Genomic DNA, 18,741 nt, shown 5'->3' on the forward strand with positions numbered 1-18,741 from the left:
CTTGCTCACCGGGCGGAACGCGAAGCGGCCGACGAGTACCCGGGGAGCCTTGACGTACTCCAGAACGGGCAGCCCTTCGCGGCCTTCGCGTGCGCCGACCGAGCGGTGGCGTACCGGGTCCTGGCGACCGGTCAGTCGGCGCCCGCGTCTCGCACGGACACGCGGATGGTGCCCATGGTGGTGTCGGCGGCATCGGGAATGAGCATCCCCGCGTCGGCACCGGTCCGCAGGTAGTCCACCACGGCCTGGTCGAGCCGTTCGCCGGGGACGGCTGCCGGGATCCCCGGGGGGTAGGGCGTGAGCATCTCGGCGCAGGTCCTGCCGACCGCTTTGTCTGCGGGGATCTGCTCGATCTCGCCGAAGAAGGCGTCCCGCGGAAGGGTTACCTGCTGTAGGCGGAGGTCGCCGGGGGCCGGGATGCGGATCTCCGGGGCGGGTGGCAGCTCGTCGGCGTGGGCGACGAGGTCGCGTAGGCCGTCGAGGAGTCGTGCGGTCGTCGTTTCGTCGTCGGCGTATGTGAGTTGGGCGTTGATGCGCCGGTGGTCGGAGGTGTGCAGGTTGATCTGGTGGTTTCGGCGCATCCAGTCGGCTGCGTCGTAGCCGTTGAACTTGACCCCGCTCAGGTCGACAAAGATCTGCAAGGGGTCCATGTCGAAGGCGCGCGCCTCGCCGCAGAAGTCATCGCGGTCGTTGACGTGCAGGCCCTCGATCTCTTCGATGGCCGCTCGTACACGGCGAGCCCTCGAAAGGGTCTCGTCCAACAGCTCCCGCCCATGCTCCACCATCTGGCGGCGCCATCCGTCGAGGCCTGCGTAGATGAGCACCGAAGGGCTGGTGGTGTCCAACAAGTCGGCCCTGGAGGCGAGAGTCTGCGCGGTGACCAGATCGCCTTGCAAGTGAAAGACCGATCCCTGTTCGAGCCCCGCACCCATCTTGTGGACCGACGTCACACACACGTCGGCGCCCGCATCCATGGCCCAGGTAGGCAGCTCGGGATGGAAGGGCAGGTGAGCTCCCCACGCCTCGTCCACGATCAACGGCACGCCCCGCTCGTGACACAGCGTCGCGATGGCTGCGATGTCAGCGCAGGTTCCGTAAGGCGTGGGACTGGTGACCAGCGCCCCCCGTGCATCCGGGTGTTCCTCGAACGCGGACCGGAACGCCTCGGGAGCCGGCGGGTGAGCGAGGTGCAGATCAGGGTCCCACTGGGGGTCGACCCATACCGGCTGGATACCCGCGAGGATCAAGCCCGAGACGACTGATTTATGAGCATCACGGCTGACCAGCAGCTTTTCGTGCGGCCCTGCAACGGAGAGCATGGCCGCCTTCACCGAAAGCGAACTGCCACAGGTGGAGAAGAATGTGTGTTCGGCGCCCACCGCGTCGGCCATCAGTTCTTGTGCCTGCCCCAGGATTCCCCGGGACATGGTCCGATCGTCCAGCCCGGATACGGCGAGCACATCCGCGCCGAAAAGAGCGTCACCCAGAACTGCCCGAACCCTTGGATCGGCACCCCGGCCCTGTTTGTGGCCGGGCGGCGTGAAAGGCAGTTGTTCCCGCGCCTGGTATGCCGTCAGAGCGTCGAGCACAGGAGCTGCTGAATGATCCATAATGTGCGGCTTCCCTTGCAGAAGGGCGAGAAAACACTTCGGGAGGCCCACCGGAGTGACCGATGGCCACCCCACGGGAGCCAGAGCAACCCACCACCTGACGCGCGCGGTGCAGTGCGGTGCGGTGCGGTCAGGCATCCGGCCACGGAGCCTCCGCAAAAACCCGTTGGCGGGCCACGGCGACCACTGCTACTTTCTCGGAGGCCGTGCGAGAGAACGAGGAGGTGGTACCCGTGAACGCAGTATCGACATGGGTGCTCCCCTCCGGGGTCGCGGTCGGGCGATAGGTCGTCCGGGAGCGCCGTTCAAGCGCATCCCGAAAGGCACGACGATGCACTTCACTTCCGAACAACGCCTCGACGGCGGCATCCTCGAACGCGAATTCACCCTCGGCGAGATCCCCGGCACCCTGTGGACGCCTGGCTCTGCTGGATCTTCTGGGGCCGCACCGGCCCCGCTGATCCTGATGGCCCACAACAATGGCTTGCCCAAAGGGCAATCCCGGCTGGTGGCCCGGGCCCGGCACACCGCGGCGAACGGCTACGCGGTGGCCACCATCGACGCCGCGGGGTGCGGTGACCGGCCCCGTTCCGCCGCCGACGAGCAGGCCCGCGCCGACCTCCGCCGGGCGATGCGGGCAGGCGAGCCGGTCGACGAGATCTTCGAGTCCCTCGTCGGCCCGCTGGTCGAAAAGGCGGTCCCGGACTGGCAGACCACCCTGGACGCCCTCCTTTCACTGCCCGAGATCGGCGGCTCGGTCGGGTACTCGGGCTGGACCGCCCTCGGCATCCGCCTTGCGGTGGTCGAGCCGCGCATCGCGGCCGCCGGCTTCTTCGCCGGGGGTTACGTGCCCCACGCCCAGCGCGAGGAGGCCCGGCAGGTCACCATTCCGCTGCTGTTCCTGCTGCAGTGGGACGACGAAGGGAACCCCCGGCAACGGGCCCTGGACCTGTTCGACGCCTTCGGCAGCAAGCAGAAGACGCTGCACGCCAATCTGGGCGGACACACCGGCACGCCCTGGTTCGAGACGGAGGACGGCGGCCGGTTCCACGACCGACACCTGAAGTGAGGCCGGGCCGCAAGGCCGCCGGCAGACAGTGAGCGGCGTCGGCCAGGATGCCGTCATCGAGGACAGGCCCCGGCCCTACTCGATGACGGCGCCCGGCAGATACACAACCGCCCCGATCGCGGCGGTACCGGCCATCGCGGAAGTACCTCTACGTGGCTGCTGTCAGCAGCGGCACGCGAAGTTGGCGGACGCGCTCGACAAGCTCAACCGATACCGATCGAAGTGACCTCGTAGACGGCGGCGGAACTCATTGACAGCCCGCGGCAGGTCAGTTGGCAGGGCGGTGTGCGGTAGGAGTGCACCTCGACGTCGAGAGACGCCGGATGAGGCGGGCGGCCGGTGACGCGGATTCGCCAGCGGTTGTCTTCGCGGGAAGTCTCGACGACTGCGTAGTCATGCCGGCCGGCCGGGCCGAAACGTCTGAGTATGGCTGCCACAGCAGCCTGTTGGGGCGGGAAGAGATCCGTGTACCCGCGCAGATGCTCCGCGTGAATCCGGTCGGCCAGGTGCTCTTCGACCGCTGCGACCGACGACGTGGCATCGAGACCGCCGTAATAGACGCCGTCGGGTGCGACAACGACGTTGGCGGCGAACCTGTCACCACCAATGTGGGTGCATTCCCACACCAGGTTCGGCCAGCGCTCGCTGAGGGCACGTCCCACGGGCCGTCCGCGCACGGCGCAGCAGGTGTCGTGCTGACCGTGGGCGCAGACGAGGATGACGGGCGGACAGCCGAGTTCTCCGGGGGCATCGAGGGCACCGACGATCTCCACCAAGTCCTGATCGCGGCTCCATGTGCCCCATTGCTGGCGGTAGGCACCGGAGTTGTCATGGCGCAGCACCGCCCAGCGGGTGGGGCCTTCGGAGGCGCGGCGTCCGTGTCGCCTGACCAGAAGCACGCGTGCCCGCACCGCCTGGGCGGCGGAGAACACGAGTTCTTTGGTCCGAGGCTCAAGACTGAGGCCGTCGAAGCCGTTGGGCGGCCAGCCGCCCCGGTATTCGATCAGCACCCAGACAGAGCCGTACGGTGCTGTACCCGCGAGTGAGTCGCCACGTGTCCGCGCGGCGTCGGCGCAGAAGAAGCGTTCTGCCGCAGTCACCGTCACCACGTCCGTCGCCACGTCACTGTTCCGCGGGCACCAGTACGCCCGCGCGCAGCAGTCTCTCCGCGAGTTCGATGCCGAGATCGCCTGCGGTGCGGACCTCGCCGTCGAGCATGCGGACCACCGACGGCAGTTCAGCCTCCGGGAAGTCGAGCCAGCCCACGCGCGTGGACAGGCGCGCGCCTTCCAGCCGCGCTGCCAGCTCCCCACGAAGCCGCACCCGTGAGTCAGGGCCCAGGCCGTCGACGGCCTCGAGCTGGGCCAGCGGCCCCAGCGGCGCGGGGCGTCCCTGGCCTCGCCGGGTGCGGTGGAACAGCGGAGCGGAGTCGACCTTGGTGATGGCGGCGACGAGGCGTTCGCGGACGACGTCGATCTGGCCGTCCGGCCCGTCCACCCCCAGCGGCAAGGCGCCGCGCATCTCGGGATCGTCGCGCAGTTCCGCGAGGGCGGCCTTGGCGAGCTGTTCGGCCAGGGCGTAGCGCGTCCAAGTGTGGATTCCCAGCGTCAGGTGGATCGAGACCTCGCCCTGGGCCTGGGCGGCGTGCAGCCAGCCCCGCGGCAGGTAGAGGACGTCACCGGGCTCAAGAACGGCGTCGATGCAGGCCTCGCCCTTCGCCGCCTCGGCCACGGCGCCGCGACGATCGGTCCAAGGCTGATCGCGCAGTGGGTCGGGATGGACGGGCTCACGGACGAGCCAGCGCTTGGCGCCTTCGATCTGGAGGACGAAGACGTCGTGGACGTCGTAGTGGTCATCGAACCCGCGGTTCTGCGGCGGGGTGACGTAGGCATTGGCCTGCACTGGATGCCCCAGCTCCGCGCTCAGCCGGGCACTGAAGTCCGCGACCGGCCCCCACGTGCGCTGCAGGGCTTGCAGGACGAGCGTCGCGCCGTCGGCGAACATGCGCCACAGAGCGGTGTCGTCCAGCTGGTCGCCGATGGTGGCACCGACACCGGCGGGCGAGGTGAATGACGACTCCGGGAGCGTGGAGCCGTCCTTGGCCACGCGCAGAAAGGGCGTACGCAGCCCCCGGCGCGAGGTCAGTTCATCTACGGCACCGGCGGAGAACAGATCGGAGAAATCGCTGGCGCGTCGCGTGAGCAGCGCTGTGCGCGCCCAGACCTCGCGAGCGAACTCCTCCTGGCTCAAGCCGGTCAGCCGTGTCTTCAGTACGCCGACGCCCGCTGTGGCGTCGGCGTACTGAAGCTCGGTCGAGGGGATGCTCAAGAGCCGCCGGCGGACTCGTCGGCTCCGCCGTCGGCACCTCCGTCGTGAACGCCGGGCGTACCCGCCGCACCACCGTCCGCGGGCCCCTCGGCTCCACCATCCGCGCCACCGTCATGGACACCCGGCGTACCCGCCGCACCACCGTCCGCGGGCCCCTCCGCTCCACCATCCGCGCCACCGTCATGGACACCCGGCGTACCCGCCGCACCACCGTCCGCGGGGCCCTCGTCCTGGTTCGGATCCTGCTCGGGGTTGGTCATCATTCCTCCTGAGAATCGAACGGCTGGGATTGTGCACACCCCCCGGAGCCCTCTGCTTTCACCAAGCTCGCTCACGTGATTCCCGTCGGCAACCTGAAAGGCATGGCGGGGCGCCCGGTCGGCGGACCTGAGACGGCGGACGACGGCGCCGATTGTTGCGCATCCGCCCTCCGGCACGGGCGGCCGGGGCAACCTGCCGCAATGGCTCCTGGTCGAGCCGGGAGGACCTTCGACCTCCCCTGTCGTCATGATCCTCCCGGCCCGCAGGCGCCCGGTACCCCTCCGCCAGACAGACCATGCGCTCACGTTCTGTAACCGGTGACAGGTCCGGCCGGCGAAGCGGCTTCGGCTGTCACCTGTCGGTACGTCGCGACCGGCTGAGCGCTACGCGCTGCGGCTCCGGAGGGTTTCATGAATGACCATCAAGGGGACTGGTGGTGCCGCATGCCTCTACAACCTCATGCCTCTACAACCTCGTGAAGGAGTCACCGTGCGAGCCTTGGCACTCGTCTGCACCCTTTCCCCCTCCCCTGCCGCGTCCAGCAGCGAGAAATTGGCCGGGCAGGTCTTGGCCGAGCTGGAAAAGCGTGACGTGACCGTCGAGTGCGTGCGGGTCGCCGACCACGACGTGAAGCCCGGCATCAAGGCCGACATGGGCAACGGCGATGCCTGGCCCGCACTGCGGGACAAGGTTCTGGCGGCCGACATCCTGCTGGTGGCGACGCCGATCTGGCTCGGTCACCCTTCAAGCATCTGCCAGCGGGTCCTGGAGCGCCTGAACGCCGACTCGTCCGAGACCGACGACCAGGGACTCCCGCTGTACTACGGGAAGGTGGCCGCGGTGGCGGTGGTGGGCAACGAGGACGGCGCGCACAAGGTGAGCGCCGACGTCTTTCAGGGGCTCAACGACGTCGGATTCTCCCTCGCCCCGGGCGCCGTGACGTACTGGGTGGGAGAGGCCATGCAGGGCACCGACTACCAGGACCTGGAGGAGACCCCTGACAGCGTCGCGGGAACCACCCGCACCCTCGCCGCCAACATGGTCCACCTGGCCCGCCTCCTTCGCGACGCCCCTTTCCAGACACCCGGCAAGTAGGTCCCCGAGCTCGGCGGTACCGGGGCTGGCATGTCAACTCAGCTCAGGTCAGCTCGGCTCCGCTCCGCGGAACTGGCGCTCCTTGTGTCCAGCCGCACGAACTGCAGCCCTCGCGTCAGTTCGTCGCCGGGCTCCTGTCGGTCTCGGCCTTCTGCGCCCGCTGCCGCCGCCTTGAGCGCTCGTCCTCTCCCATGCCGCCCCACACCCCTGAAGGCTGTCCGGTCTCCAAGGCCCAGGTCCGGCACCGCTCGATTACCGGGCAGCGATGGCACACCCGCTTCGCGGCCAGCAGGTCCTCCTCCGCGGGGCCTGACGTGCCGACCGGAAAGAACAGGTCGGGATCTTCGTCGGCACAGGCGGCTTGCCGCCACCACAACTCCATGACGCCTCCCTGCGCCGCCGGATTCAATCCGGGCGAGCGCTTCGGTTTGCCGTGTTCACGCCGAACTTCAGCGCGAGTTCCCGCAGCCTGCCGACCGAAACTGAAGCTCTCGGCTCGCGCATCACACGTGGAGAAGAAGATCCTGGTGTTGGTGGAGTCGAGTCGTCCCGACCGGGAACCCGGCGCTCGGCGGCGCAGCCATCCGTGCGGGCACGCACCCTCTCCGTACGGACACCCTCGCGGAGACCCGTGAGGCGAAGCATGACCGCGAGGAGGAGTAATCCCCATGCGAGCACTTACCTGGCACGGCAGGCGAGACGTCCGCGTCGAGAGCGTTCCCGATCCGGTGATCAAGGATCCGACCGATGTCATCGTGCGCGTGACGTCCACCGGCGTCTGCGGATCGGACCTGCATCTGTACGAAGTCCTCAGCCCGTACCTCGACCCCGGCGACATCCTCGGGCACGAGCCGATGGGCATCGTCGAAGAGGTCGGCCCCGAAGTCACCGGGCTGTCGGCCGGTGACCGCGTGGTTGTCCCGTTCAACGTTTCCTGCGGGAACTGCTACATGTGCGACCGGGGCCTGCACTCACAGTGCGAGACCACCCAGGTCAAGGAGCGCGGCATGGGCGCCGCCCTGTTCGGCTACACCAAGCTCTACGGCCAGATCCCCGGCGGTCAGGCCGAACTGCTGCGGGTGCCGTTCGGCAACACCCTGCCCATCAAGGTGCCCGACGGCCCGCCCGACGACCGGTTCGTCTTCCTCTCAGACGTCCTGCCCACGGCCTGGCAGGCAGTCGAGTACGCCGACATCCCGCCCGGCGGCACGGTGACCGTCCTGGGACTCGGACCGATCGGTGCCATGGCCGCACGCATCGCCCTCCACCGGGGCGCGAGCCTCGTGGTGGGTGTGGACCTCGTACCTGAGCGGCTGAGCCGCGCGTACGCGGATGGCGTCAAGGCCTTCGACCTGCGCCGCTACGGCAAGGACATGGGGGATGCGATCCGTGACCTGACGGACGGGCGCGGCACCGATGCGGTCATCGACGCGGTCGGCATGGAGGCGCACGGCGCGCCGCTCGCGAAGGCCGCCCAGCGGGGCGTCGGGCTGCTGCCCGACGCCGTGGCCGAGAAACTGATGGGACGTTTCGGTGTCGACCGCCTCGATGCGCTCTACGGAGCGATCGACATCGTTCGGCGCGGAGGCACCATCTCCATCTCCGGGGTGTACGGCGGCGCAATCGACCCGATGCCACTGCTGACCATGTTCGACAAGCAGATCCAAGTACGCATGGGGCAGGCCAACGTGCGGCGCTGGGTGGACGACCTGCTGCCGCTCCTCACCGACGAGGACCCGCTGGGAGTCGACGCCTTCGCCACGCATCACATGCCGCTGGAGGACGGTCCCAAGGCGTACCAGATGTTCCAGGACAAGGAAGACGGCATGATCAAGACACTGCTCAAGCCCTGAACCGCGGGCCGAACCGCGTGCACCGCGGCCGCGGTGCACGGCATGTGAGGGATGGAGAGGCACTCATGTCACAGACCACAGCGAAGTCCCTCTCAGGGCATACCGCGCTCGTCACCGGCGGATCGCGGGGCCTTGGCCTGCTCATGGCCGACCGGCTGGCCGCCCGCGGCTGCACGGTGATCATCGCGGCCCGTGACGCCGACGAACTCGCATCGGCCCAGAAGAAACTCCTCCACCGCCGGCCCGGCGTCGCCGTCCACACCTCTGTCTGTGACGTCCGTGACCAGGAGGCTGTCCACGCCATGTTCCGGACCGCCCACGACACCTGCGGCGGCCCCGACATCGTCATCGCCAACGCGGGCATCATCCAGGTTGCGCCGCTGGAAGCCGTCGGTGCCAAGGAGTTCAGGGACGCCATGGACACGATGTTCATGGGGGCCGTGCACACCTGCCTCGAAGCACTCCCCTATCTCAGGGCGAGCGAGCGGGGAGGGCGGCTGGCCGTCATCTCCTCGGTGGGCGGGCTCCTGGGCGTTCCCCATCTGCTGCCCTACGCCAGCGCGAAGGCGGCAGGGGGCATCCTCGCGGAAGGCCTGCACGCCGAAGTCGCCGCGAGCGGCGTCAGTGTCACCGCGGTGTATCCCGGTCTGATGCGGACCGGCTCGCACCTCCAAGCCGAGTTCGGCGGCTCGCGCAGTAAGGAGTTCGGCTGGTTCTCCGCGGTGGCCGGTGCGCCGCTGGTCTCGATGAACGCGCAACGCGCCGCGGAACGCATCGTCAACGCCGTGATCCGGCGCCGTACCCGGCTGGTCCTGACTCCCCTGGCCCGTGCGGCGGATCTGGCTCATGGCCTGGCGCCCGCGGTGACGACACGCCTCAACGGCGTGGTGGCGCGCATGCTGCCGCAGGCGGCCCCCGGGCGCCCTCGCCTGCGTCGCGGCGCCGAGGTCGAGCCGCCGGAGGGAGCGGTGAGCAGCCGGTTCCAGACGTGGGGCAGCGCCTTGAACGAGCGGGCCGCCGACGCCTACAACCAGCGCGACACCTGAAGCCTGCCCGACGGAGGCGGCCGGCGGATTTCGCCTGCTGCGACAGGCGTCCAGTTTGCGCTGAGGGCGGTGGGGCAGACGCAAGTTGATGCTTCGGAATGTAGGCATCTGCCCGCGAGCGGCGTGACCGCGCTCCGGTTGGATGACGCTCTTCGGTGTCACGCCCTCGCGGATCCTTGCTGGACGATTCGTTGAGGAGCGATTTCTCATGCTCACCGACAGCATCTCCACAGCGCCGCGACGCCGATGCTCGCGCCACCCGCACGTCGACTCCCCCGACACCACGGCAGCCTTTGCCCGCTTGGCCCGCCTCGACGCGGGCCCCGAGCGGGACCTGCTGTGCGAGCTGGTCGTCGAGGCGTGGCTGCCGATGGCACACCGCATCGCCACCCGTTTTCGCAACAAGGGCGAGAGCCTGGAGGACCTGAAACAGGTCGCGGCCATGGGCCTGCTCAAGGCCGTCAACCGTTTCGATCCGCACCGCGGTCCGTTCGAGCCGTATGCGGTGCCGACCATCACCGGCGAACTGCGTCGCCACTTCCGTGACCACCTCTGGGACCTGCACGTGCCGCGCAGTGTGCAGGAACTGCGCGGCAAGGTCCGCGCGGCCCGCCGCGAGCTGATGCAGCAGCCGGGCAGCCCCGAGCCGTCGGTCAGCGACATCGCGGCGAAGGCGGACCTGAGCGAGACCGAGGTCCGAGACGGCCTCAAGGCGATCGACAGCTACCAGGCCCTCTCCCTCGACGCCGAGCTGTCCCCCTCTGGCGGCGACGGCTTCAGCATGGCGGACACGCTCGGGGAACCTGACCCTTCCTACGACCTGGTCAACGACCGCGAGGCCGCCAAAATGGGTCTCGAGCGGCTGCCCGAGAGGGAGCGCGCCATCCTCTACCTGCGCTTCTTCGAGCACATGACGCAGAGCCGGATAGGGGAACAGCTCGGCATCTCCCAGATGCACGTCTCCCGCCTCATCCGGGAAAGCTGCGCCCGCGTCCGCGAACAAGCACGCGAGCCGGCCGAGCTGCGAGCAGCCGCCTGAGCCACTTGCACGGTCCGCCCCGGTGTGCCCCAGTTCACACCCAAAGGCGGCGCCGGTCTGGAACACCCAAAGACGGGTCGTCGTTCCTCTAGGTGTGGCTGCGGAGGGGACAGTGTCCCCGGGCCTCACCTATAGCCCATGGGGAAGATCGTTCGGCTGAAGCCCCATGGAGCCTTTCGCCGAGAGGCGACCGCCCTCCGCTTGCCACGCTCTACTGCCCCGGCTGGTCTCCCCCGTCCAGCCGGGGCTCTTCAGTGCAGCGCTCGCCGTACGCGACAGTCGCTGCCTGAGCGCTCACTGAGCAGATCGCGAGTTCACCACGAAACGCGCGCCGTCCGAATCACTCAGGACGGCTTCTCCCACGTCACCTGCCTCCTTCACGAGGCTGCCGCCGTGGGCTCGCGCGGCCTGGACACACGCCTCTACGTCGGCCACAGCGAAGTGGATCTGCCAGCGGGGCCGGATCGCGGGATCGCGCGCGGAATCGACAGCGCCCGAATGGATGTGGGCCACGGTGTCAGCCCCGCTGCGCAACACGACCTTCTCGTTTTCATAGTGGACTTCGCAGGAGCCCTCCGCCTCGGACGCCCAGCCGAGGACCTCCGCGTAGAAGATGGCCGCGTCGAAGGCATCCCGCGTGTGAAGCTCCACGAAGACCGGAGCCGCGCGGCGCCATTCCTCCCAGTCGGCCACCAGTTCCCCCTCCCAGACGCCGAAGACCGCTCCGTCGCGATCGGCCAGCAGAGCGGCCCGGCCCGGCGGGAACGAGATGGGCCCCACCGCGGTCGTCCCGCCGCGCTCCTGGCCCCGGGCCACGGTCTCGTCCGCGTCGGACACGGCGAAGAACGGAGTCCACGCGAAGGCCTTCTGCCCCATGGCCTCCACGGCGGACACACCCGCCACCGGCACGCCGCCCACACTCGCGAACCTGTACTGGTCCCCCAGCTTGCCGCTGCGCCAGTCCCACCCCAGTACAGCGGTGTAGAACTTCTCCGCAGCCGACAGATCACGCGTGGTCAAGCTGACCCAACAGGGTGCACCGAACACCGAGCGACTGGCCATGACCTCGCTTCTGGCTGCCCTATGGCTGTTCATCTTCGTACCGTTCTGCGGTCGATGGTCACCCTCGAGCCCCGTGTGGTGCCGGTCTGGCCTTGTGCAGGCGGCTACCACCCGAGGCCTGTCCCCTCCATCATCCTCCCTGCCTCCGTTCACGGCACGGTCGCGGCCGGCCGCGACACCCGGCGCGAGGTCGCTCAACCGTCACTCGCTGTGGCCGGTCCCACCGTCCTTGCCCCCTCCGGCAGCCAGCCAGAGCTGCCTGCCGCTCTGGGTGCCCTCATCCTCGTCGGCGTGGAGTTCGTGCTGCCAGGCGTCCGGATCTTCTATGCGGCGGAGCAATAGCCCTTCGCGTATGGCCCAGGGGCACAGGGTGAGGGATTCCAGGCCCATGAGTTTCATCGCCGTGTGTCCGACCAGGGCTCCGGCCAGAGACTGAGTAGCTCGTGGTGCCGAGATTCCCGGCAGTTCGGAACGGCGTGCCGCGGGCAGGGCGCTCAGCTGTTCCACCGCTTCGCCCAGGGCACGGCGCCGCAGCCGGCGGTCGGCGAACGGACCATGACGGCCGGGCGCGGCTCCACAGAGACGTCCGAGCTGGCAAAAAGTCCGGGAGGTGGCGGCCGCGGTCAGGGGCGCCTCCCACTGAATACGGGCGGCGACGTCGCGCAGTTCATGGCGGATCCGGCGTCGCATCGCCTTCAGCGCCTTCTCCGAGGGCACGTCCTGGTCGTGCAGGTGCTCCCGCGTGAGGCGGTTGGCCCCCAGCGGCAAGGACACGGCGAAATCCGGAAGCCGACCCCGGCCGAAGGCGACCTCCAGAGAGCCGCCACCGATGTCGAGCACGGCCAGCGGCCCGGCCCGCCAGCCCATCCAGCGGCGTGCGGCCAGGAAGATGAGCTCGGCTTCCACCTCACCGGGCAGGACCTGCAACGGAACGCCGGTCTCCGCACGGACCGTGCGCAGGATCTCGTCACGGTTCGGAGCATCACGTACCACCGCTGTGGCGAAAACGTACGGCTCACCGGACCCCCACCGCCCCGCCTCCGCCCGCGCGGTGGCCACCGCGTCGGCAAGCCGTTCAACCGCCTCAGGACCCAGCTCACGGCTGGGTCCCACCAGCTGCGAAAGGCGCAACCGCCGCTTCGCCGTGTGCACGGGCAAGGGTGCGCCGCCCACCGCATCCGCCACCGCGAGACGCACCGTGTTCGATCCGACGTCAATCACGCTGATACGCATGGCCGCCGAGTACCCGCACTCCACCAAGGCACGCACCCGCTGCACAGGGCCACGCTCCCCCACAGCCTGAACATGCGTCCCCCGGACGCCCGAATAGCGGAATCCACGTCCCGAGCGAACACGTCGGATTCCCCGACCGTCACCACCCCGCACCCTCGGTCGGCCCGCCTCGCGCATGTCCGACAAGCACCCTCAAGGCGCGACAGCGGACGACAGGCCCACGCGTTTGGCACAGCGCCACGCGGGCACTTCGAGCACCGGCGGGCGACGATCGAAGGACGAAGCGTGACGCCCCCACACCCCCGAAGCACGAGGTAGTCATGAGCGACCAGAACATGGCGGACGACTCCTACCAGCCCACCGGTGGCAACGAGGAGCAGGAGGACGCGGCGCCGCTGGACCTCGACAACGCGGTGGACGAGCGTACGTACGACGACATGCTCGACGAGGGCTATTCACCACCCGAGAAGCCGCTCGGCGTCACCAAGCCCGGCACGACAGCGGCGGAACAGCACGAGGGCGAGACGCTCGACGAACGGCTCCGGCAGGAGACGCCCGACGCCGAGCCGCCCGCCGGTGACGGCGTCGGCGACCTGCCCGGCGGTGCGGGCGAGCCCATCGACCCGCAGGCCGGGGATACCCGCGCCGGCCGCCTGGTCGCTCCTGACGAGGGCGCCCACCCGGACACCACCGGACAAACCGTCGCCACGGACGAGGGCATCGACGGCGGCGCGGCCGGTGCCGAGGAAGCTGCGGTCCACGTCCTCCCCGACGAAGACCTGCCCCCGGCTCAGGACAGCCGGGACTGACGGCGCCCGGGCAACAGGCCCACCACGCGACCACGCACCAGGGCGTCCCGGTCGGCCGGGACGTCGGAATGGACGACCATGAGCAGCGGTTTCACGGGGCCCGAGGGGTTCGGGCAGGACCCCTTCGGGGAGCTTTTCGCACGGTTCCTCGGCAGCGGGCGGCGGCACATCGACATCGGCAGGCTGATGAGCGGGCCCGCACGGCAGCTGGTGACCACGGCCGCCTCGTACGCAGCGGACCACGGCAAGAGCAACCTCGACACCGAGCACCTGCTGCGGGCGGCCCTGACCCTCGAGCCGACCCGCGGCCTGATCGCGCGCTCGGGAGCCGACCCCGAGACCATCGCCGACGAGATCGACCGGCACGCCGGCGAGACCGAGGGCGGCCCGGCCCCGCAGGCGGTGGCGCTCACGCCCGCCGTCAAGCGGGCGCTGCTCGACGCGCACGAGGTGGCGCTCGCGACCGGGGCCGGATACATCGGCGCGGAGCACATCGTCATGGCGCTCGCCGCCAATCCCGACAGTGCTGCCGGACACATCCTCAACGCGGCGCGATTCGACCCCGGCCCCTCACCGCAGGCCCCCCAGGGGCAGCCGGGCGCCACGGAACACCGACAGACCACGGGCGGGGCCACGCCCACCCTGGACCGGTACGGGCAGGACCTGACCGCCCTTGCCGGGGAAGGCAGGGTGGACCCGGTCATCGGCCGTGAGGAAGAGATCGAGCAGACCATCGAGGTGCTCTCCCGGCGGGGCAAGAACAATCCGGTGCTCATCGGTGACGCGGGCGTCGGCAAGACCGCGGTGGTGGAAGGTCTGGCGCAGCGGATCGCCGACGGCGACGTACCCGAGACCCTCGCCGACCGTCGTGTGATCGCGCTCGACCTGTCCGGCGTGGTGGCCGGCACGCGCTACCGCGGTGATTTCGAGGAGCGGCTGAACGGAATCATCGACGAGGTGCGCGCACACTCCGACGAGCTGATCGTCTTCATCGACGAACTGCACACGGTGGTCGGAGCAGGCGGCGGTGGCTCCGAAGGCGGATCGATGGACGCGGGCAACATGCTCAAACCGGCGCTGGCCCGGGGCGAACTGCATGTGATCGGGGCAACCACCCTGGAGGAATACCGGCGCTACATCGAGAAGGACGCGGCCCTTGCCCGCCGCTTCCAGCCGATCCTCGTCGCGGAGCCGACAGCCGCGGACGCGGTGGAGATCCTGCGCGGGCTGCGCGACCGCTACGAGGCACACCACCAGGTGCGCTACTCCGACGAGGCGCTGCTCGCCGCCGTGGAGCTGTCCGACCGCTACCTCACCGAGCGACTCCTGCCGGACAAGGCCATCGACCTCATGGACCAGGCGGGAGCGCGGGTGCGCCTGCGGGCCCGCACGAAGGGCTCGGACGTGCGCGCCCTGGAACGCGAGATGGAGCAGTCCATCCGCGACAAGGACCAGGCGGTGGCGGCGGAGGACTACGAACGCGCCACCGAACTGCGGGACCGCATCAGCGAGTTGGCCCACAAGATCGAGGCCGGGCAGAGCCGCGAACCGGGCGACGGGCAGATCGTCGAGGTGACCGCCGACGACATCGCCGAAGTCGTGGCCCGGCAGACCGGCATCCCGGTCAGCACCCTGACCCAGGAGGAGAAGGACCGCCTGCTCGGACTGGAACAGCATCTGCACGAGCGCGTCGTCGGACAGGACGAGGCGGTCGGCGCCGTGGCCGAGGCGGTGCTCCGGTCGCGCTCCGGTCTGTCCAGCCCCGACCGGCCCATCGGCAGCTTCTTCTTCCTCGGTCCGACCGGCGTGGGCAAGACGGAGCTGGCCCGGGCCCTGGCCGAGGCGCTGTTCGGCAGTGAGGAGCGGATGGTCCGGCTCGACATGAGCGAGTTCCAGGAACGGCACACCGTCAGCCGCCTCGTCGGAGCGCCACCCGGCTACGTGGGCCACGAGGAGGCGGGCCAGCTCACCGAGGCCGTACGGCGGCACCCGTACTCGCTGCTGCTGCTCGACGAGGTGGAGAAGGCTCACCCAGACGTCTTCAACATCCTGCTGCAGGTACTGGACGACGGTCGGCTCACGGACTCCCAGGGCCGGAGGGTGAACTTCACCAACACCGTCATCGTGATGACCAGCAACCTGGGGTCCGAGGCGATCACGGGGCGCGGCGCGGGGCTCGGCTTCCGGGCGGACGGCTCCGACTCCGACGAAGAGGCTCGGCGGGAGCAGGTGCTGCGGCCGCTGCGCGAGCACTTCAAGCCCGAGTTCCTCAATCGCATCGACGAGGTCGTCATCTTCCGGCGGCTCAGCGGTGAGCAGTTGCGCCAGGTCACCGATCTGCTCCTCGAGGAGACTCGCCGCCGACTGCATGCCCAGGACATCGCCATCGAGTTCACCCCCGAGGCGGTGGACTGGCTCGCACGGCGCGGACACCAACCTGAGTACGGCGCCCGTCCGCTGCGCCGCACCATCCAGCGCGAGGTCGACAACCGGCTCTCCAGGCTGCTCCTGGACGGTCAACTGACCGCGGGCAGCCGGGTCCTGGTGGCCGTCGATGACGACGCGCTGACCATCCGCCCCGCACAGGACCCGACAACGCAGGAGGCCTGAAGACGATGCCCGCACCTGAACAGGAAGCGCCGGGTGAGATGCCCGGCAGCACCGTCTCCCGCTCTGCCACCACCGGAGCAGCAGTGGTCACCGGCGCGGATTCCGGCATCGGACGGGCCACGGCCGTCGCTCTCGCCGAGGCCGGAATGGACGTCGGAATCACGTGGCACAGTGATCAGGAAGGCGCCGAAAAGACAGCCGAGGAAGTGGGCCGCCACGGCCGGCGCGCGGTCGTCGCCCGCATGGACCTGACCAAGCTGCCCGATGCGGCGGAGGTGGTCGACGAACTCGCCGAGCGGCTCGGCCGGATCGACGTCCTGGTCAACAACGCAGGCACCGGCACCGCGACCCCATACCTGGACCTGGACCTCGACGACGTGCGGCGCGTGCTCGACGTCGACCTCGTAGGCCCGTTCCTGTGCGGCCAGCGCGCCGCACGCCGCATGATCCAGCAGGGCGAAGGCGGCCGGATCGTCAACGTGACCTCCGTGCACGAGCATCAGCCGCGCGTGGGCGCCGCTCCCTACTGCGCCGCCAAAGGCGGTCTTGGCCTGCTGACCCAGGTGATGGCCCTGGAGCTCGCGGAGCACGACATCACCGTCAACGCTGTCGCGCCCGGCGAGATCGCCACGCCGATGACCGGACAGGAGGACAGGGACGTGCGCGAGGCGCGGCGCCCGGGCATCCCGCTCGGTCGGCCCGGTGACGCCCGTGAGGTCGCCGCCGTCATCGCCTTCCTCGCCGGCCCTGATGCCTCCTACGTGACCGGCGCGTCATGGGTCGCGGACGGCGGCATGGTGCGGATGGGGCCACAGGCAGGCTCGCACCTTCGAAGCGACGAGTGGCGACGCCCGTGAGTAGTACCTGAGGCCGATCGCTACGCGCAGGGAGGTGGCGCACTTGCGCCCGCGAAGGGCCGGGTATGAGGCGCTGCCTGGAGCAGGGATCGTCGGAGACGTCCGACCTGCACGAGCAGTGGCGGCAGTCGGCGTCCGGAAACGGAGCAGCAGGTGACGCGGAACGCAGAGGGCACCACTCCCGACGGACGAAAGCCGGTGACCAAGCTGCGGCCGGCCGCGGAAGCGGTCGAAGGGCCCCCGCAGCCGGACAGCACGGAGGAACTTCCGCCCGACCTCAACCAAGCCATCCTGGAGGCGGCCAAGCAGGTGGGCGCCGTCCTCAAGAGGCACGAATACGAGTTCGCCCTCGCCGGCAGCGTCGCCGTCCACGCACACGGCGGCACCGGCAACCTCCAGCACGATGCCGACTTCTGCATCAAGCCCGAGGACGCCGACGCGGTGGCGGCCACTCTGGCAGACGCCGGTCTGACGGTGTACGCGCCGCCCGAGGACTGGCTGCTCAAGGCCAAGTGCCTCGGTCAGGACATCGATCTCATCTTCGAGCTGGCCGACCAGCCGGTGACCACGGAACTGCTTGGCCGGGCCACGGAGCTGCCGGTGGACTCGGTACGCATGCCGGTTCTGGCGCCGACCGACCTGATGCGTGCCCTGCTCGCCGCCTTCTCCGAGCATCACTGTGACTTCGGCGCCGTCCTGCCCATCGCGCGGCAACTGCGCGAGAAGGTCGACTGGGAAGCGGTTCGCCGCGACTGTGGGGACGCGCCGATGCCGGGGGCCTTCCTCTATCTCCTGGAACGCCTGCACGTCATCGAACCTCAAGGAGGAAACCGATGAACGACGACGCACCGGTCGAATACCGCATCGCCCACTTGAAGGAACGGCTTGCGGCGGAACAACTGGGTGAACTGGGCATCCGCGTGGAGCCCCGCGGATCTTCCGTGACGGTCGTCGGAACCGTGCCCACCGCGAACTGCCGCGAGGAACTCGTGCACACAGCACGCGAGGAACTGGCCGGCATGACGGTCCACTTCGACATCGTGGTGGCCGAATCGGCGGCGCCCGACCACCCGGAGGAGCTCGCATGATCCGCGTCGCAGCCGTGGGGGACATCCACATGGGTCTGGACAGTCAGGGCGTGCTGCGGCCCGCCTTCGAGACCCTGCACGACTGTGCGGACCTCCTGTTGCTGGCCGGGGACCTCACTCGCCACGGCACACCGGAGGAAGCGCGGGTGGTGGCCCAGGAAGTGTCCGGTCTCCCGGTGACGGTCGTCGCCGTGCTGGGCAACCACGATCACCATGACGAGAGGCCCGCCGAAGTCACCGCCGTCCTTCGCGATGCCGGCGTACGGGTGCTGGAGGGGCAGAGCACCGTCGTGGAGGTCGACGGAAAGCGCGTGGGCATCGCGGGCACCAAGGGGTTCGGCGGGGGGTTCGTCGGCCGCAGCGGCAGCGAGTTCGGAGAACCCCTGATGAAGGAGTTCATCCGATACACCCGCCGCTGCGCCGAGGGACTGCGGGCGTCGCTGCACGAGCTGGCGGAGCAGGGGTGCGATGCCAGGGTGGCGCTCACGCACTTCTCGCCGGTCCCGGACACTCTGGCGGGCGAGCCCCTGGAGATCTATCCGTTCCTCGGCAGCTATCTGCTGGCCGAGGCGGTCGACGACGCGGGCGCGGATCTCGCCGTCCACGGCCACGCGCACGCGGGCACCGAACACGGGATCACCAGCGGCGGCGTACCGGTCCGTAACGTCGCCCAGCCCGTCATCCGCAAGGCGTTCAACGTGTACCACCTGCGAGGAGAGGGCCAGGCGGAGCCCCGGGCAGAGGCCTCGGCCGACCGGCCCGTCTGAGGGGCCGCTCGCTG

At 69.5% G+C, this 18,741-nt stretch carries 18 protein-coding genes; 12 read left to right on the forward strand and 6 right to left on the reverse strand.

Features of this window, described 5'->3' with window-relative positions; all coding sequences use genetic code 11:
• Nucleotides 1–131: 131 nt before the first annotated feature.
• Nucleotides 132–1,610: an aminotransferase class I/II-fold pyridoxal phosphate-dependent enzyme gene (locus ABD378_RS20245; RefSeq protein ID WP_344522331.1), complete on the reverse strand. Its 1,479-nt coding sequence runs from the start codon at nt 1,608–1,610 to the stop codon at nt 132–134.
• Between the two features lie 331 nt (nt 1,611–1,941).
• On the opposite strand from ABD378_RS20245, the gene ABD378_RS20250 reads away from it, so the two are divergent.
• The gene (locus tag ABD378_RS20250; protein ID WP_344522332.1) at nt 1,942–2,679 is read left to right on the forward strand and encodes a dienelactone hydrolase family protein; all 738 of its coding nucleotides are present in this window, start codon (nt 1,942–1,944) and stop codon (nt 2,677–2,679) included.
• Nucleotides 2,680–2,882: 203 nt separating this feature from the next.
• Here the strand turns inward: ABD378_RS20250 and ABD378_RS20255 are convergent, their stop codons facing one another.
• Nucleotides 2,883–3,779, reverse strand: a complete 897-nt coding sequence (locus tag ABD378_RS20255; protein ID WP_344522429.1) for a ferredoxin family protein — start codon at nt 3,777–3,779, stop codon at nt 2,883–2,885.
• A gap of 22 nt (nt 3,780–3,801) precedes the next feature.
• Complete coding sequence (locus ABD378_RS20260) at nt 3,802–5,007, reverse strand: cupin domain-containing protein (RefSeq protein WP_344522333.1); 1,206 nt, start codon at nt 5,005–5,007, stop codon at nt 3,802–3,804.
• A 44-nt stretch (nt 5,008–5,051) separates the two neighbouring features.
• On the opposite strand from ABD378_RS20260, the gene ABD378_RS20265 reads away from it, so the two are divergent.
• Nucleotides 5,052–5,279 (forward strand): hypothetical protein, encoded by a 228-nt coding sequence (locus tag ABD378_RS20265; RefSeq protein WP_344522334.1) that lies wholly within the window; start codon nt 5,052–5,054, stop codon nt 5,277–5,279.
• Nucleotides 5,280–5,757: 478 nt separating this feature from the next.
• The gene (locus ABD378_RS20270) at nt 5,758–6,363 is read left to right on the forward strand and encodes a flavodoxin family protein (RefSeq protein ID WP_344522335.1); all 606 of its coding nucleotides are present in this window, start codon (nt 5,758–5,760) and stop codon (nt 6,361–6,363) included.
• A 115-nt stretch (nt 6,364–6,478) separates the two neighbouring features.
• On the opposite strand, the gene ABD378_RS20275 is transcribed toward ABD378_RS20270, so the two are convergent.
• Entirely contained in the window at nt 6,479–6,745 is a 267-nt protein-coding gene (locus ABD378_RS20275) for a WhiB family transcriptional regulator (RefSeq protein ID WP_344522336.1), read from the reverse strand.
• Nucleotides 6,746–7,031: 286 nt separating this feature from the next.
• Here ABD378_RS20275 and ABD378_RS20280 point away from each other — a divergent pair, with 286 nt between their 5' ends.
• From ABD378_RS20280 to ABD378_RS20290, 3 genes are all read left to right on the forward strand, one after another.
• A complete protein-coding gene (locus ABD378_RS20280) occupies nt 7,032–8,216 on the forward strand; it encodes a zinc-dependent alcohol dehydrogenase (RefSeq protein ID WP_344522337.1) in 1,185 nt (394 codons plus the stop codon).
• Nucleotides 8,217–8,281: 65 nt separating this feature from the next.
• The gene (locus ABD378_RS20285) at nt 8,282–9,262 is read left to right on the forward strand and encodes an SDR family NAD(P)-dependent oxidoreductase (RefSeq protein ID WP_344522338.1); all 981 of its coding nucleotides are present in this window, start codon (nt 8,282–8,284) and stop codon (nt 9,260–9,262) included.
• Nucleotides 9,263–9,470: 208 nt separating this feature from the next.
• The gene (locus ABD378_RS20290; RefSeq protein ID WP_344522339.1) at nt 9,471–10,301 is read left to right on the forward strand and encodes a SigB/SigF/SigG family RNA polymerase sigma factor; all 831 of its coding nucleotides are present in this window, start codon (nt 9,471–9,473) and stop codon (nt 10,299–10,301) included.
• A 294-nt stretch (nt 10,302–10,595) separates the two neighbouring features.
• Here the strand turns inward: ABD378_RS20290 and ABD378_RS20295 are convergent, their stop codons facing one another.
• Entirely contained in the window at nt 10,596–11,396 is an 801-nt protein-coding gene (locus ABD378_RS20295; protein WP_344522340.1) for a VOC family protein, read from the reverse strand.
• A 168-nt stretch (nt 11,397–11,564) separates the two neighbouring features.
• Entirely contained in the window at nt 11,565–12,596 is a 1,032-nt protein-coding gene (locus tag ABD378_RS20300; RefSeq protein WP_344522341.1) for a Ppx/GppA family phosphatase, read from the reverse strand.
• A gap of 320 nt (nt 12,597–12,916) precedes the next feature.
• Between ABD378_RS20300 and ABD378_RS20305 the strand changes: the two genes are divergently transcribed.
• The 6 genes from ABD378_RS20305 (at nt 12,917) to ABD378_RS20330 (ending at nt 18,727) form a co-directional block, all read left to right on the forward strand.
• Complete coding sequence (locus tag ABD378_RS20305; RefSeq protein WP_344522342.1) at nt 12,917–13,405, forward strand: DUF5709 domain-containing protein; 489 nt, start codon at nt 12,917–12,919, stop codon at nt 13,403–13,405.
• 78 nt (nt 13,406–13,483) lie between these two features.
• Entirely contained in the window at nt 13,484–16,015 is a 2,532-nt protein-coding gene (locus ABD378_RS20310; protein WP_344522343.1) for an ATP-dependent Clp protease ATP-binding subunit, read from the forward strand.
• Between the two features lie 38 nt (nt 16,016–16,053).
• Nucleotides 16,054–16,872, forward strand: a complete 819-nt coding sequence (locus ABD378_RS20315; protein ID WP_344522430.1) for an SDR family oxidoreductase — start codon at nt 16,054–16,056, stop codon at nt 16,870–16,872.
• Nucleotides 16,873–17,025: 153 nt separating this feature from the next.
• On the forward strand, nt 17,026–17,709 hold the full coding sequence (locus tag ABD378_RS20320) for a nucleotidyltransferase family protein (RefSeq protein ID WP_386546399.1): 684 nt from the start codon (nt 17,026–17,028) through the stop codon (nt 17,707–17,709).
• On the forward strand, nt 17,706–17,960 hold the full coding sequence (locus ABD378_RS20325; RefSeq protein ID WP_344522344.1) for a BON domain-containing protein: 255 nt from the start codon (nt 17,706–17,708) through the stop codon (nt 17,958–17,960). The genes ABD378_RS20320 and ABD378_RS20325 overlap by 4 nt, the downstream gene beginning before the upstream one ends.
• A complete protein-coding gene (locus tag ABD378_RS20330; protein WP_344522345.1) occupies nt 17,957–18,727 on the forward strand; it encodes a metallophosphoesterase family protein in 771 nt (256 codons plus the stop codon). The genes ABD378_RS20325 and ABD378_RS20330 overlap by 4 nt, the downstream gene beginning before the upstream one ends.
• Nucleotides 18,728–18,741 lie beyond the last annotated feature (14 nt).

It is taken from the genome of Streptomyces rectiviolaceus, from assembly GCF_039533825.1.
In the GTDB taxonomy this organism is placed as follows: Bacteria; Actinomycetota; Actinomycetes; order Streptomycetales; family Streptomycetaceae; genus Streptomyces; species Streptomyces rectiviolaceus.